Genomic DNA, 14,919 nt, shown 5'->3' with positions numbered 1-14,919 from the left:
GGACAGGGATGCGAAAGCCGATGACGCCACCCGGTGCCGACACCCTTCCCTGGGCTTCGCCCCGGCTCAGGAAGACGTATCCGGTGGGTGTCGTGTGGTGTGCGGTTGAGGTGCGGTGAGGTGCCGTGTGGCCGCCGAGTCGATGACCGGGTGGTCCGATTCTGGTGCTGCGCCCTCGTCGTCGGCGTGGATGCGCTGCGCTCGAGCGTTCTCGTGGGCCGCGATTGCGTTCTGCCAGTCCTGGTCGGTCGGTGCCCCGCCGGAGGTCGGAGGCGGCGGCACACCGAGTCGGGTAGCGATCTGTTCCCACGACATGCCCTCGGCGAGAGCAGCGGTCACGGCGCGGGCGAGGAATTCGTCGGTCTGCTCGCCCGGCGGGGCGAGACCGGTGTCGTCGGATCCGCTCCCGGGATCCGTCACCTGCTCCGGGCGTTCGGTAGGGGGTGGGTCCTGCATGGGTTGGCCTTATCGGTGGGAAGTTGGTGCGCACTCAAGGCTCGCACTGCCGGATACTCCCACGCACGACGGACCGACATGGGAAGCGGCTGGTGGGACCGGGTTGCCGGTGTCAGGAGCGACCCGGCGTGTCCCCAGTGGGCGAGGTGACGGGTGTGCGGCGGTGCGCGAAGCGCAGGAAGTATGTTTTGTCCCGTGGTGTGGTGAGCGCGGGCAGCAGCACCCGCCAACTCTCATCCACCTGGCGAGCCCCGGCGTCGAGGATGCCGGTCGCCGTGGCGTGCAGTTGGGCGCCGTAGGCGACTGCGACGAGTACCTCGGCGACCTCACCCGGATCGAGGTCCGCCCGGATGTCTCCTTCGGCGATGGCCCGCTCCACCAAGCCTCGGTACGTTTCGGTCCAGGTGTGGATGGTCGAGGTCGAGGTGTGAAGGCGGCCGCTGCTATCGCCCATCTCGCGAACCAGTTGGAACGCGGCCCGCACCATCGCCTCACCCCGCCCCGTATCGGCCAGGGTGTAGGAGAGCTCGATGAGCGCTTCGACGGCACGAGAATGGCGGCGCATCTGCTGCGCACGGAGATAGTCCATTCGGTTCATGCCCTCGGAAATGACCGCGCCAGCGAGAGCCGGCTTCGACGTGAAATGGTGATACACGGCGCCTTTGCCGACGCCCGAGGGCCCGGTAATCATCTCCAAAGTCGTGCGCACATACCCGTGTCGGTCGAATTCCTCGGCCGCACGCTGCAATACGCTATTCCGGGTCACACGAGACCGTTGTTGAATGACAATCACCGCTCTTCTGTCAGGGGTTACCTTCGACGGCAATGTGCCTCGCCTCGCATAATGCCGAGTGCCCCGCGCAAACCGTGCCGCGGCAGCGGAATAATTCTTGATTTCGGTGGTGAAGTCGCCTCTCATGGTGGTGGCTCGGCCCCCACCTGGTGAGTCGAGCCACCGCCGTTCCAGGGCGTATCCGGCGATCAGCCGATGCCGATGCCGCCGCCGAATGTCACGCTGAGCCACTTCAGGAACGCGTCGAAGGCGACCGAAAAGTCTATACCTGCAGAACCCATGAACCTTCACTCCTTTTACCTGGTTGTCGTATAACGAGATCGCCGATCCCGCTTACCTGCATATCGCACGAGGTACCCTAGGTGTTTCACAAAAACTGAAATCAGACACTTTCTCAAACTGAACGAAAGACCAATTCAATTTCGACGAGTGATCAGAATAGGAAATGGACGAGTGATCAAAATGTATGAAAATCTCGGGGTGATTCATCTGGCGAAGGGGTCGATCCGGCGTGGCGTGGTGTCGGCGCACCGGCGCACCGCGCCCGGGCCGTGCCGCAGGCGCCCGAGCATCACACCGTGGGTGCCTGATCCGCTCCCGCGATCGGTCAGGCCTTCGACGCCGCGCAACATAGAGCGCCCTCGCGGCGATACACCGCGGGGCGGGGGACGGTAGGCGACCGATCGCGTCAGCGGCGGACGCCCAGCAAACAAGGAAAGATCGAGTGCCGGTATGAACATGTTCTGGATGGTCGCGGTGCTAGCTGCCACGCTGATCGTGGTCGCCGCGTCTTTCGCCGCGGCGGTCACCGCCGACGCGGCGTCTCGCAAGCAGATGCCGGAACGGGCCGATCAGGCTGCATCCGACCCGCAGTCACGGGTGCTCACCGCCGCGTCAGTGCACGTAGGGCGGGATTGGCACCGGGTCGCGATACGGGCGTGGACGATCTGCGTCGCCGCCTCTCTCAGCGCGGTCGCGTTCATCGGGATGCTGATCATCGTGGGATGAGGATCGACTCGCGGCCCCAACGTTCCGCAGCGTCGAGATCGGCGGATCGGAAGGAACACCCCCTCGCACCCGAGTTCCACACATCCTTGCTCGGAATGCGGTCTGGCACCCACCGGCCCACGGTCGAGCACTTACGCTCAATCGATGGCGAAGAAGCTCCCCGCGGACGAGCGCCGCGCCCAGATCCTCGAGGCCGCGTTGACGATCGCAGCCGAGCAGGGCGTCGCCGCGCTGACCATGCGCCCGCTCGCCACCGCCGCCGGGGTCTCCCTCGGGGTGGTGCACTACCACTTCCACGACAAGGACACCCTCCTCACCCACCTCGGGCAAACCCAGATCCTGCAGGTCAACGACGCGATGCGGGCGGCGTTCGAGCAGTACACCGAACCCGGCGGCCTGACCGGAATTCCGGCGCTCGAGGACCTGCTGCGCGCCGGAATCCGCGGACTCTGGCCGATCATCGAATCCACCCCCCCATCACCAGCTGCTGACCTACGAGATCACCGCCCCGGCGCTACGCCAACGCAGCGCTGGCAACCTCTCGGCCGGTGCGATCGCGCAGCAGCAATATCGCACAATGGACGCCGAAGCCGTCGCGTTCCTCGACCTGTGCGCGACCCGAGCCGAAGTCAGCTGGACCACCCCGGTCGATCAGGTCGCCCGGTTCGTGCTCACGTGCATGAACGGGCTGGTGCTGCGCTGGCTGGTCGACCGGGACGCCGACGCCGCCCTGACCGCCCTCGATGATCTCGCGGCGATCATCACCACCAGGGCGCGCTGAACCGGCGCTGCCGGCTTCGAGCCTCTGTCGGCGCAAACCCCGGCTCCGAGTTGGTAGGTCTCTCGAAGAATCACGCGATGACCGCCTACTTTCCTGTTACGACACGCCGGTGAAGTCCCAACCGGCTCGATACCATCCTCATGGACGCAACCCGGCGGTGCGCTCAATGTGTGTGCGCTATGAGGGGGCGCTGACCGGCACATCCAATAGAGGCCCGTGACCGCGCGGCCACGGGCCTGCGCATGATCTGCCTCCACGCTCGTTGCGAGGCGGAGGCGGCGCGTAACGGGCCGGATACGGCGACCGATAAAGGTGACAGCGATCACGTCTTCCGCGCGGGCCCTTGTGAGTTCGTCTTATTCGAGCTAGCGCTCGACAAGAAAGGTACGTCATGCGCAACACCGCAGGGTTGAGCACCCTGTTCACCGCCGCCCTACTGCTCGCCGCGCCGACGGTCGCGTTCGCGGCACCGCCCGAGATCCTGAAGCCGACCTGCGAGGCGCAGGGCGGCACCTTCTCGGTGGAGCAGGGCACCAAGCACTGTGTAACGGTGAGCACAGCCGAGGACCGCACGGGCAGATCCCTCGACGGGCCCGTCGCCCCGGACGGGAGCTTCTATCAAGGAACCTCGTTGGTCACCCTCTTTCGCGTGACGACAACTACGCAGTCGCAGAAGGGTGCCGGTGAGGTCACCACCACGACGGAAAACTCATCGCATCTCGGCGACGACTGGACCCGCTTTAGCTGCAACTTGCTGACGCCAAATGGCGGAACTGGCGGTGGATACATCTTCACGCCGGTCGACTTCAGCATCTGTGACGATCTCGGCCTCTTCTACGGCATCTGATGAAGCGCACTTTGTATAGTTGAGCCACTTCGAGTCGTCTTCATTCGACGGCTATTGGGGCACAGACCCTTTGTGACACCGCAGAGGTATCCCTCACCCGGACGTCCGCATGAGCGATGTGGTGACCTGAGCTGCGCCGTGCTGCCGTCGAACGCGACTACCACGAATCTGACCATCTCGTACCGGCCTTCCGATGTCATTAGCTGGCGCAGGAGGCGCCACCGGCTCTGCCGGTGCAGATGGTGGAAACGGCCGACAGACTGGCGCTCGAGCTGCGTGTTAGTTGTTTCGTCCTCACCCCTATGGGCGAAAGGACGATTGCCAGCACAACCGCGCTGATGACGACCAGCGCATTCACGAAACGACGTCGCTGCTACCCCAAGGACCTCCCGGGTCGGGACGAGAAGTAGCTCCGGTGGGCGGCAACGACCGCCGGGCAGTCTCCATGGCCCCGCATACGTGGAGATCACGCTGCTGGCCGTGACGACTATCGACTTCGGCGGCGTCCTCGACGAACTGTGAGCAGGGTGGGTCGGTCACGAAGCTCCCTGACGCTCACGTCGATGGAGACTGGCAACTTGCTGGAAGCTCCACCGATTCGAAACAACGATCACCGCCCATCCTGGAATCTCGGCTGTAATGTCGTCTGAATTGATCCTGCTGGTTGCGTGACGAGTCGCCTTCTCGAGAGGGATGAGTGATGGGCTTCCTGACGCCGATGTATGAGTTGGGGGAATATCTTGCTTGGACGCGGTCTGGCGTGATCCAACTCCCCGATTTCCAACGCGGATACAAGTGGGAGGATGAGCGGATTCGTCAACTGTTGGTGACGGTGTTACGCGGTCACCCACTCGGTGCCGTGATGCTGCTCAAGACCGGGAACACGCAGGTGCGCTTCAAGCCGCGCCTCATCGAGGGAGTCGATCTTCCGTCAGAAACGGCAGCGAAGTACCTCCTGTTGGACGGTCAGCAGCGCCTTACCTCGCTCACACAGGCGTTGAGTGGGGACGGTGCCGTCGCGACCAAGGACAGTCGAGGAAAACTGCTGGACCGCCGCTACTTGGTGCACATGGAGACTGCGCTGAACGATCCCAACCGCGTCGACGATTCGGTCATCTCGATCCCCGGTGAAGGGGTGGTCCGCACAAACTTCGGTAAGGAGATCGTGCTCGACCTCGCCGACCACGACAAACAGCGGGAACAAGGGTACTTTCCGTTGCACCTGCTGTACGGCGACTACATGAGCTGGATCCTCGAACTCTCCGACCGCGAACTCGGCAAACGATTCCATGAACGCTTCATAAAGCCGGCCGCCACGTACGACATCCCGGCGATCGTACTGGACGAGAATACCGACAAGGCCGCGGTCGCCACGGTCTTCGAGAAGGTGAACACCGGCGGGCTCCCGCTCAACGTATTCGAACTACTCACCGCGATGTTCGCCGGTGATGCCGACTTTTATGAAAGCACAGGGGCCGACTTTCGTCTCAACGACGACTGGAAGGAAACCCAGCTCAAGTGGGCCGCTTATCCGGTGCTAACTGCCGTGGAGAACACGGATTTCCTCCAGGCAGTCACCATGCTGGCCACGCGGAAACGGCAACTGGCAGATACTTCGGAACGGCCGCCTGCAATCTCGGCCAAGCGCGAGGACGTCCTAAAACTGACCCTGGGCGACTACCTGGAATTGCGAGATCCTCTCCGTGAAGCGTTCATCTGGGCGGCCACCTTCCTGGCCGATCGACACATCTTCGCCCCACGCGATGTGCCATATCCCAAGCAACTGGTTCCGTTGGCCGCAATCAAAGTTGTCCTCGGCCCTGATGCCGACCTGATCAGCGTCAGTGAACGACTCGTCAGATGGTTCTGGTGTGGGGTTCTTGGCGAACTTTACGGATCCACGATCGAGACTCGATTCACCCGTGACATCGAATCAGTCCCGGCATGGGCGAAGGGCGAGACGGAGGTGGCGACCCCCCGCACGCTCCAGGATGCCTCCTTCGTCGAGTCCCGTCTCCATTCGCTGCGTACTCGGAACGCCGCAGCCTACAAGGGAATCGCTGCGCTGATCCTCGCTGGCGGCGCCCGTGACTGGATGGAAGATAGAGCGCTTGACAAGGTGCAATACGTTGATCTAGCCGTCGATATCCATCACGTGTTCCCACAAAAGTGGTGCAACGACAACGGGATAGATGACGAGCACCGGGAAAGTATCGTCAATAAGACTGCGATCAGCGCCCGGACTAACAGAGTTATCGGGGGTTCTGCACCGTCGGCGTACCTGACCGTGATCAAGAACCGCGCGCAGATCGATGCCGATCGGCTGGACCAACTACTCGAAACCCATCTCGTTAATGCTGAGCGACTCCGAACGGATGACTTCGACGGATACTTCCGAGAACGACGTGAATCGTTGTGCCAGTTGGTGGAGAAAGCGATCGGCAAGCCGGTGCAACGCGACACCGATGAAGGGCACGCAGAGGAGGACTCGACCCAGTTTGAACCCGCAAATCTCATCGAGGACTCAATCCCAGAAGATCGGTAACCGGAAGGCCGGGCTGGCTCATTCTCGTAGGATGAACGAAGATTTGGAGCGCGGCGGCGAGTCTCCGAGCACCGCTAACGACCTCGGGGCAGCGCCGCCGACCCACTTGGGGACGGATACAACATGTATATGCGCCTTCTTCGAACCGCGGTGATCGGGGCACTTCTCATGGGCCTGATCGCTTGCTCAAGCCGAGATGATGACGACGCCCGAAGCTCAAATGACTCAGCGGCCGTCGATGCAGGCGACGTAGCAAAAGCGATTCAGGCGAAGATTCCAGAGGTCACTGGCGTAGTCGTTTACGACGAGAACAGTGACCCAAACGAATTGATCGGTCGTCCAGGTCAGTACACCTCGGCAGCCCGACTCGCAGACAGCCGCGGAGACGCGCAGTCGGATGGGATCGATGGAGGTGCAGTGGTTGAGGTGTTCGCGTCCGAGTCAGATGCAGCCAACCGCTCCAGATACATCCAAGACACGCTCAGTGACCTCGGGCCTGCCTTCGGAACCGAGTGGCATTTCCTCGCAAAGGCCTCGCTACTTCGCATTTCAGGCGGACTAGGGCTCACAGCGAAGAACGAATATGAGCAAGCATGGCAGGGTGGCCAACCGTAGTCATCAACGCCTGGATGCCGTCGAAACCCTTCCATGAAGTAACCGGCGCAGCGCATCAACCGGCGCTGGTGGGGTTGTGACTGCGGTACACGACGGGGAGCAGCTCGCCGAGGAGTTTCTGGGCGAGGCTGGGATTGTTGAGGATCTGGGCTGACAGGTCCGCCGATGATTCCATGGCCCCGATGACGGCGCTGACGAATTCGTTCTGCAAGTCGGGGGATGCCGCGAATTGTGAAAGGGAGTTCGCCTGTGCCTGCTCCTTCAAGGTCTCGCTCTCTTCGAGCTTGTCCCGTACATGGGTAATGACGTTTCGGACACTGGCCTCGGAGTGCTCACCGGAGAACAGATCGTTGATCTTCTCGATGATCTCCGTGATCGCGACCATCTCCGGGTCCCGCACAACCCCCGTTCCCGCATCCTTCGCCGGTTGCAGGACCACGCCAGCGGTGAGCTTGCCGGCGGTGGTGGCCTTCTCATGCTGTGCGATGTAGTCCAGCTGCACTGTCGACAGGTCGATCGGGTCGGACTGAGGGCCGATCGGTGAGCTGCGGTGCAAGATGCTTGAGGTAGATGGCCAGTTTTTCCAGCCACGGGTCTTCGTAGTCGAAGAGCTGGGAGAGGAAGTCGTACTGCTTGAGATAGGTGCCCACGTCCTTGCGGAACATCGCCAACTCCTCGACGGCCACGGCGTCGCCGACTTCGAGAGCCTCGCGTTGCCGGACGTCGTGCCGATCGACCGCGGGCTTGATCCACCGTTCGAGGGCATTGTTGCCCTTCTTCGCCAGGTAGTCGTCGACCAAGGCGTCGACCTCGGAGGCCTCATAGATCCCAACTACAGAAATCTTGCGTTCGGTGTCGTGGACGATGTTCGGGTCGGTGACGTCCGCGAGCGTCGTCACCTCGTAGTACGGGGAGAATGCGTCCACTGTCCGCGTAGAACATCTCAGGTTGGCGGCAATGAGCACAGTACCTGTAGACAATCAACGGTGTTAGGTCGATGAACATACCTTTGTTATCTACATAGAGTGTATCCTCGGCCAGCGGAGTTGAAGTGCTAATCGTTGAAGGCGCGAATTCTGGGTGATCACTCATCGCGAGGCCAACGTTGGCGACGAATAGTTTGCGGCGTCTGTCAAATGAAGTGTCCCGAACTAATATCCATGGACTCTGTTGAAGAAAACTGACCTTTCTTAGGGCGTCGTCAAGGTATACGATCAGCTCATCAACACGCACTGCAGCGTCGCCCTTGGTGGTCGGGCGCGCTCCATGCGCCCATCGATTGCGTTCCTCGACTACGGTGCGAAGGATGCTCACTAGATCAGCGGTCTTCTTCGATTTGCTGACGCCTTGGCAGTAACCCGGGATCGCGTATTCGGAGTCGGCCATGGATTTCGCAGCGGCCGCTATGGCGGAATGCCATGTGCCCTGGCTAATTCCTCGCGACAACGCCTGGTATAGCGCCTGAAGTTGAGGGTTGTCTGGCTCATTCTGGTTTAACCATGCGGCCGCGACTGCCGCCACAGAAATCGATATCGATTCGGCCAACTCCAGCAGTAGAGTGTATTGCTCAATCGGATCGTGACTTATCTGTAGCGATCGCGCCGTGCGTGCAATCGGAAATGGGAGCCTTTCTCGAGACTGACTGAGAATGCTCCAGTCAGAAATGAGGTTTCCTGCTCGCGAATCCTCGCTATCGGCAGGGATAGTTGGTAGTGCTGATGGTGGGGAAATGTGTTCGGAATCCCCTCCGCGAAAGTGTCTCGGAGACTCAACTGGGAGTATCAGGCGGCGACGGGTATTGGACCAAAAGATAGGGATCTTTTGGCGGCGTTTCGGACCCCCTGGACGTGAGCGACCGTATTACTCGTCGAGCGATCGCAATCGGATAGCCAATTAGCGCGCCCACCACAAGTGCGCCGAGTGATGAATCCAGCCACAAAGGCATTCCCGTTGGCCGCTGCGCTTCATCGCCAGGCGACATCAGAGCCACAAATCCCAGAATGACTAGTCCAACCAAGACCCAGAACATCGGGTCCCGCAGAATCGGCTTGTCGTAGGCGCCCAAATATTTGTTTAGCTGACGCGCTCGGGTCGGCATCCTGACCTCCTAGCTCGCAACTCAAGACTAGCTAACCGGCGGCGCGTCAGGGAAACAAAGACGACCCGGCTACAGCACAACTTGGGCGTTCGACCGCCCCCATGCCTTGCCGCAATAGCTGCAGCTGCCGTGGCCAGAGAGGCGACCTTCGGCCAGCCGTCCCAGGCAAACAGCTCAGCCAGCACCGCCGCCGCCTGACCCTCCGCCACTGCTGTTAAAGGAGTCCGCGAACGCGTGGCGTGATCAGCGACACGATCACCGCAACTGCCCCGCTAGCCACCCACCAGATCATCGCTAAGGCGTTACCCGACATCGCCGTGATTCATGCAAAGACATCGGGCGGTCGACGGTCGGGGTTTCAGAGATTGATCGGTTGATCCTATCGAGATGGCTGCATCCATCATTCGATCGCTTCTCGGACAGCGCAATATCTATTTGCGATTTATCTGCGAGGGGTGCCGTCTTCAGATTTCTCCCTCCCTGGATGGGACTGTGTCAACTTTGTCCTGACGACGCCACCAGCCTCGACGAGGGCATCAAGGACGAACCAGGTCGCGAGGAAGGCGAGTGCCTCGAGGGCAAAGCTCCCGAACTTGTAGAAGAAGCTTGCAATTAGGAACGAGATGACGAACACCGGTACCTGACGGACGACCACGTCCAGTGTTCGGAGCGTTCGCACGAGTTGGAACATTCGTGTCCTCCATGTGTCCTGTGGAAGAAGGTGTCGGATTCCAGAACCGTTATCAGTTCTGTCGCAGCGGCCGTGCAAGTTGCGCTGTGGTGGCAGTCATCGCTGCCGCATGTCCCGCGTGCCATTTGTTGGCGCCATGGATCGTCAAGTAGGTTCGGCCCGAATCTCTCACCGCCGTCGCCGGTCACGCCATCGCCCGACTACCACCCAGAGACACAATGACCAGAGCAGCGTCAGTCCGGCCAAGGTGAGCAGGCAGGGCGGGCATTCCCTCAAGCGGTTTCCGTTCATACGATCGGCACCTCGGGTTTGGTATCGCGGGGCAGGCAACCATCGACATCCGGGTGGTAGGTCCACCGGTTCTCCGGGCGCTGCTGGCGGTTGTACGTGTCCTGCTGCTTGGGCGTTATCACGGTCACCGGCTGCCCGTTCGGCCGAATAGGTGGTGGAACCTGCGCAACCAGGCCGCACCAGCGCTGGACGAAGCTGCGCGCCATGTCGGTCGTAAGTCCAGCAGTGCGGGTGGGCAGCACAACCTTCATCATCACGTGAACTGGGTGGATTTCGTTCCAGCCTTGGTGTCCGCCATCCCAGACCCACTCGCCGGTGACGAGCACCGACTCGTTCAGCTCGGCCCAGCGCTTCACCGGCCCGGTCGTGAAGTCTTCATCGAACGCTTGCGCCTCGAGCCAGGCGTTGAGGAAGGCCATCCAAATCAGCGGGGACAGCGCGAGCAAGATCACGTCCTCGATAAGGGCGCAGATAGCGTCACCGGCGAAGGGGATCCAGTCGATTGCTGCACGACATCCGCCTCCGAGTCGAGCTATGTCGAGATACGGCTCGAGCGCCTTACACACCATGTATATGCGTGAACCCTCACACTCGCAGTGCAGCACGGGAACTTCGCCGAAGGTGTTGAGGGGGTCGTTTGGCGCCTGTGGGTCTTCCTCCAGCACGTAGGGGCTTGGTTGTCCACCTCTGAAAATGTAGGTCGTGCTGTACGGCTTGTCGGATCGATCGGGGCGGGGACCGGCCGGTTGGGGCATGTTATTCGAATCGTGCAGGATCAGGGTCCCCTGGATACCGTCGGAGGTGACTTTCTGCCAGTTCGCCACTCTGTTTTGTGTGGGGTATGGGTCCCCGCCGAACTCGCGCTCGTTGGCTTGATGCGGGAACAGAAGCAGGTTCACACAGAAATCGTTGTCGATGGCGTCGAAACCAGCCTTGTGGTGTCCGACCGGTTCGATCTGCACGATGGTCCCGATGGCGCAGCGCACGCCACCGAGGCAGACGAGCTTGCGGCCGAGCAGATAGTCGCAGCCGTCCTCGGCAAAGGTGGCGAAACCGGTGCTGAACACGCTACCGAGGTCGACAGACTTTGGATTGGCATACGCACTCTTCTCGACGCAGCGGGTGTAGCGCCCGCGGCTGCTCACGCCAATAGGACTGCTCATCAAGCGACCCCTTCCGCAATCAGGGTGACCCCACCAATCAGGTGGCCGCCCTCGAACCCATTGACGTTGATCGCCTGGCGACCGACGAAACCGTCCGGAGCGGTCACCGTGACCTGGACGTCGACGGTTTCGCCGGCCACCAAACGGATCTGCTGGTCGTCAATGTCGAAGTCCACCCGCCAACCGGCGGGGACTGGGTGCGCGAGTGGATCGTGCTCAGCTCGTGCACGACGCGCCCGTTCCTCGGCATCCGGCGTCTCGGGCGGGCACAGGCGCCGGGGTGGCAGATCGTAGCCGTCGGCGACCAGCCGAATGCTCGCATCTCGTCGCAGTGTATTGCGAACCGGCACAATGAATCGGGCCGTAGGGCTGTTGAGTGGCTTCACATCGACGTTGTGCTGGCCGAGGTTGTTGTCGGGGTTCGCGTCGTAGGGCCACACAATCAGCACCTGCAGGCAGTAGTGCCCGGGCCTCGGCGGGGTGCGCCAGTCGACCTTCGCCACGCCCGGCGAGCCGGCCGCCCCTTTCACCGGGACATCGACCTTGTCGAAATCGATCGGAACGGACACCCCGCCGATTCCGAAGTCGATATAGGACAGCCGAACCTCGACGTCAGCTGCGGGCCCGTCGGTTGAGCGGTTCCAGATCCGCGCGAACACTCTGTACTCGGTATCCGGTGACAACGCCGATGCATCGACCGCGACGCCGGGGGCCGAGGCCAGCTCCAGGTGAATATCGGGGTTGTGCCAGGTGACCGCCAAGCCCTGCTTTCGTAACCAGAACTGGCTGTAGATAAGCGGGTCGGCCTCTCGGAAGGCAAATTCGGGAATGATGGCCGCCGGCGCCGAACCCGTGACGGATCCATCCCTCCGCTTGCCGGTCGGCGACCTTTCGGTTCTCTGACCGATGCACGCGCGGAGGAATCTCACCAGCGCGAGAAGGAGAATGATCGATGCGACGAACAGATATCCCCCGACAAGCATCCAAAGGATGCGCTCGGCCATCCTGCGGGTCGGATTCTGCGATATACCATCACAATCATCTATGCGCCCAACCTCTCGGAGGCTGGCGCTACGCCTACACCCGCCGCCCTCGGCGGCTCTTGTCGTCCGGCAGGACCGAACTCTCGACCTTCTGTTCACCGTCGGTTTCCCAGGTCAGGGCGGTAGACATTTGCCCACCGACATCGTGTGGCTGCCCACACTTCTACTCCTCATGCGACCGACTCTCAGCGCTATGTCGCCCATAGCAGGCCAGATGTACCTAGTAATCGTCCGCCGTAAGACGACGAAAGGTCAAGACTGGTCAGTCCTGTTTGGAGAAACCTTGACCACGCCGCTTGCCGATCACCATTTCATCGGTAGGCCGGACCCGCTGCATACACCGAATCCCCTTGCTTATGGGGCGTTATCGATGGGGAGTTCGAACGTGGTGGGCGCGAGCCTAGTCCTCGACATGCTGGGGTCTCTGGCGCAGTTCGAACGCTTCACCCCCCGCACCCGCAGCCTCGCCACGCTGCTATCTCACGGATCCCATAGTCGGCGGGCTGGAATACTAGTGCAGGATCCGCTGTTGATGAAGCTGACGGTGGCGGGCATACCCCGGGTACCACATAAATAATCGTCGCTGCGAGCGACCACTTGCCGAGAGGCGATATGGCGTCACTGTCACCCTGACCGGGGTAAGACCTGCATTGCGCAGCGTTCCCCGGAAAGGATGAGGAGCCGCTGACGCAGGGGAAGGTGTCGGCGGCTTTCCTCTGACTTCTCTACAGGTCTTCGACCCTGACCGATTCGGGGTCGATATCCAGGCGTTTTCCCTTGTACGACGGATGTCTGAGCCCACCTTGGGTGTGATCTGAAGTCGACCTCGATCACCGTGACCGGGGTGAGCCACCACACCTCGGAGTAGCCGTCAAAGGCCGCTGACCGGTCATCTGTGAGGGGGCTGGTGGGGCGTTCGAGCGTACGGAATTCCTCCCGCCAGTTCGGCCAGCTCCGCCCGCCGATCCAGGTAAGGCCGCTCGCACGAGTTCCTCACCGCTTCGTACGAGCACGTCAAAAGGCAAGTACGTCACAGGTATCCGCCGTTGCAGCGGTTTCGTCGCACGTGCAACACCGAGTCTGCGCTGGAGCAGCCCGAAGGCGGCGACGGTCCATGGCCACGATCTCCCCGTCGAGGACGATGCGCCCGCCGCCCCCCGAACGCCCCGTCGACAGGGCCTCGGCGACCTCCCGGGTAGGAGGCCGTCACGATGTTGAGGTTGCGGGTCCACAGCTCAGGCTCACGGCCGCAGCCGACGGAGGCCAGCATCCGACACCCGTCGTACTTCATTTCGAAGCTCCACGGACGGTCATTCTCCCGGGGGAGGGCCGGCCGTCGCGAGCATCGACGCGATCAGCCGACTCATACCTGTGATTGTGCCCTGACCTGCCGGGCCCCATCGGCCTGAGAGGCGGGGCGTCGAGGGTGGCGGGGGATGAGAACCCGACACCGACGCATTCACGGTCCAGTTCGCTCGCCCACCATCTCGTCACGAGTTAAGTATCGTTAGTTACGTATCTAATCGCAAGATACGAAACGAAACGGAACTATAGACACTAAAGCGACTTAACCGGTAGGCTCGGAACGGTGACGACCAACGACAGCGAAGCACAAGGCGGCCGCCGGGGGATGTGCGAGTTCCCCGGTGGGTGTAGCCGGCCCAGCCTGGACGATCCGAAGACGGGACGGCCGTCGAAGTACTGCGGACAGGCCGATCCCGGTGGCCCGGTGCACAACAAGGGCAACGCGTGGAAGGAGCGCCGACGTCTCGCGACCGTCGGTGCGGGGCAGGCCGAGCCGCCGGCGGTCGCAGGAGATGAGGGTGGGGTGACGGCGCCGGTGTCGATGGCACGGGCCACCCTCGGTGTGCAGCTCGAGGAGCTGCCTCGCCGTCTCGCGGAGCTCCGTGGCTTCCTCGAGGCCGTGACCGAGACGATCGCTTCGGTGACCGATGTCGAGGCGGCCGCCGCCGAGGTCGACCAGGCCCACGCCGAGGCGCTCGCGAAAGTGGCTGAAGCGGAACGGCTGCGGGGCGAGGAGGAACGCCGCCGCCGTGAGGCGGAGGCCCGCGCGAGTGAACATCAGCAGGCGCGGGAGGAGGCTGACGCTGCCGCGGAGGACGCGTACGCGGAGCTGGCGCGGATCCAGACCGAGGCCGCCGCCGCCGTGGAGGACGCGGCGAACCGTGAACGTGAGGCACGTGCGGAACTCGAGCGCATCCAGGCGGAGGCCACGGAGAGGATCACGGCCGCCGAGACCGAGGCTCAGCTCGCGCAGGCCCGCGCCGAGACGCAGACCGCTGCAGCGCAAGCCGCGGCGCAGGAAGGCCGCGAGGATGTGGACCGTCTGCGCGGCGAACTCGCTGACCTGCGCACCGAGGTCCGCGCGGACCGCGACCAGGTGCGCGCCGATCACGCCGCCCAACTGGCCGAGGTCCGGCAATCGGCCGCCGACCGCGTCGACGCGCTGGCCACCGCGCTGCGCGCCGCCGAGCAGACGATCGAGGAACTACGACGGCAGCCAGGGGGCCGAGGCACCGACACCTGAACCAACGCCGCACCGCTGCTCATTAACCGTCACGCGACGA

12 protein-coding genes and 1 pseudogene are annotated in these 14,919 nt (G+C 62.4%); 6 read left to right on the top strand and 7 right to left on the bottom strand.

What is annotated here, in order from left to right; all coding sequences use genetic code 11:
* Positions 1-66 precede the first annotated feature (66 nt).
* Complete coding sequence (locus ACFWAY_RS17895) at positions 67-456, bottom strand: hypothetical protein (protein ID WP_378511478.1); 390 nt, start codon at positions 454-456, stop codon at positions 67-69.
* A 112-nt stretch (positions 457-568) separates the two neighbouring features.
* The gene (locus ACFWAY_RS17890; RefSeq protein ID WP_378511477.1) at positions 569-1,375 is read right to left on the bottom strand and encodes a TetR family transcriptional regulator; all 807 of its coding nucleotides are present in this window, start codon (positions 1,373-1,375) and stop codon (positions 569-571) included.
* 606 nt (positions 1,376-1,981) lie between these two features.
* Between ACFWAY_RS17890 and ACFWAY_RS17885 the strand changes: the two genes are divergently transcribed.
* The 5 genes and pseudogenes from ACFWAY_RS17885 (at position 1,982) to ACFWAY_RS17865 (ending at position 7,045) form a co-directional block, all read left to right on the top strand.
* A complete protein-coding gene (locus ACFWAY_RS17885) occupies positions 1,982-2,257 on the top strand; it encodes a hypothetical protein (RefSeq protein ID WP_378511476.1) in 276 nt (91 codons plus the stop codon).
* 144 nt (positions 2,258-2,401) lie between these two features.
* Positions 2,402-3,038, top strand: a pseudogene (locus tag ACFWAY_RS17880) (TetR/AcrR family transcriptional regulator).
* Positions 3,039-3,429: 391 nt separating this feature from the next.
* Positions 3,430-3,885, top strand: coding sequence for a hypothetical protein (locus ACFWAY_RS17875; protein WP_378511475.1), 456 nt, complete (start codon positions 3,430-3,432; stop codon positions 3,883-3,885).
* A 700-nt stretch (positions 3,886-4,585) separates the two neighbouring features.
* Complete coding sequence (locus tag ACFWAY_RS17870) at positions 4,586-6,430, top strand: DUF262 domain-containing protein (RefSeq protein ID WP_378511474.1); 1,845 nt, start codon at positions 4,586-4,588, stop codon at positions 6,428-6,430.
* Between the two features lie 123 nt (positions 6,431-6,553).
* On the top strand, positions 6,554-7,045 hold the full coding sequence (locus ACFWAY_RS17865) for a hypothetical protein (protein ID WP_378511473.1): 492 nt from the start codon (positions 6,554-6,556) through the stop codon (positions 7,043-7,045).
* A gap of 55 nt (positions 7,046-7,100) precedes the next feature.
* Here the strand turns inward: ACFWAY_RS17865 and ACFWAY_RS17860 are convergent, their stop codons facing one another.
* The 5 genes from ACFWAY_RS17860 to ACFWAY_RS17840 form a co-directional block, all read right to left on the bottom strand.
* Complete coding sequence (locus tag ACFWAY_RS17860; protein WP_378511472.1) at positions 7,101-7,547, bottom strand: hypothetical protein; 447 nt, start codon at positions 7,545-7,547, stop codon at positions 7,101-7,103.
* The gene (locus ACFWAY_RS17855; RefSeq protein WP_378511471.1) at positions 7,519-7,971 is read right to left on the bottom strand and encodes a hypothetical protein; all 453 of its coding nucleotides are present in this window, start codon (positions 7,969-7,971) and stop codon (positions 7,519-7,521) included. Before ACFWAY_RS17855 ends, ACFWAY_RS17860 begins: the two co-directional genes overlap by 29 nt.
* A 1,614-nt stretch (positions 7,972-9,585) precedes the next feature.
* Complete coding sequence (locus ACFWAY_RS17850) at positions 9,586-9,834, bottom strand: hypothetical protein (protein WP_378511470.1); 249 nt, start codon at positions 9,832-9,834, stop codon at positions 9,586-9,588.
* Positions 9,835-10,121: 287 nt separating this feature from the next.
* The gene (locus tag ACFWAY_RS17845; RefSeq protein ID WP_378511469.1) at positions 10,122-11,288 is read right to left on the bottom strand and encodes a hypothetical protein; all 1,167 of its coding nucleotides are present in this window, start codon (positions 11,286-11,288) and stop codon (positions 10,122-10,124) included.
* Positions 11,288-12,292 (bottom strand): hypothetical protein, encoded by a 1,005-nt coding sequence (locus tag ACFWAY_RS17840; protein WP_378511468.1) that lies wholly within the window; start codon positions 12,290-12,292, stop codon positions 11,288-11,290. The genes ACFWAY_RS17845 and ACFWAY_RS17840 overlap by 1 nt, the downstream gene beginning before the upstream one ends.
* A gap of 1,627 nt (positions 12,293-13,919) precedes the next feature.
* Between ACFWAY_RS17840 and ACFWAY_RS17835 the strand changes: the two genes are divergently transcribed.
* Positions 13,920-14,879: a hypothetical protein gene (locus ACFWAY_RS17835; RefSeq protein WP_378511467.1), complete on the top strand. Its 960-nt coding sequence runs from the start codon at positions 13,920-13,922 to the stop codon at positions 14,877-14,879.
* Positions 14,880-14,919: the final 40 nt, after the last annotated feature.

Origin of the sequence: Rhodococcus sp. NPDC059968, from assembly GCF_042738615.1 — a bacterium.
Classification (GTDB): Bacteria; Actinomycetota; Actinomycetes; order Mycobacteriales; family Mycobacteriaceae; genus Rhodococcus_F.
The sequence above is the reverse complement of the archived record's forward strand: the minus strand, read 5'-3'. Positions and strand labels throughout refer to the sequence as shown.

Excerpts from the sequence above, each read along its gene's own strand:
- ACFWAY_RS17895 (WP_378511478.1), bottom strand. The coding sequence starts at position 456 with ATGCAGGACCCACCCCCTACCGAACGCCCGGAGCAGGTGACGGATCCC.
- ACFWAY_RS17890 (WP_378511477.1), bottom strand. The coding sequence starts at position 1,375 with ATGAGAGGCGACTTCACCACCGAAATCAAGAATTATTCCGCTGCCGCG.
- ACFWAY_RS17885 (WP_378511476.1), top strand. The coding sequence starts at position 1,982 with ATGAACATGTTCTGGATGGTCGCGGTGCTAGCTGCCACGCTGATCGTG.
- ACFWAY_RS17875 (WP_378511475.1), top strand. The coding sequence starts at position 3,430 with ATGCGCAACACCGCAGGGTTGAGCACCCTGTTCACCGCCGCCCTACTG.
- ACFWAY_RS17870 (WP_378511474.1), top strand. The coding sequence starts at position 4,586 with ATGGGCTTCCTGACGCCGATGTATGAGTTGGGGGAATATCTTGCTTGG.
- ACFWAY_RS17865 (WP_378511473.1), top strand. The coding sequence starts at position 6,554 with ATGTATATGCGCCTTCTTCGAACCGCGGTGATCGGGGCACTTCTCATG.
- ACFWAY_RS17850 (WP_378511470.1), bottom strand. The coding sequence starts at position 9,834 with ATGTTCCAACTCGTGCGAACGCTCCGAACACTGGACGTGGTCGTCCGT.
- ACFWAY_RS17845 (WP_378511469.1), bottom strand. The coding sequence starts at position 11,288 with ATGAGCAGTCCTATTGGCGTGAGCAGCCGCGGGCGCTACACCCGCTGC.
- ACFWAY_RS17840 (WP_378511468.1), bottom strand. The coding sequence starts at position 12,292 with ATGGCCGAGCGCATCCTTTGGATGCTTGTCGGGGGATATCTGTTCGTC.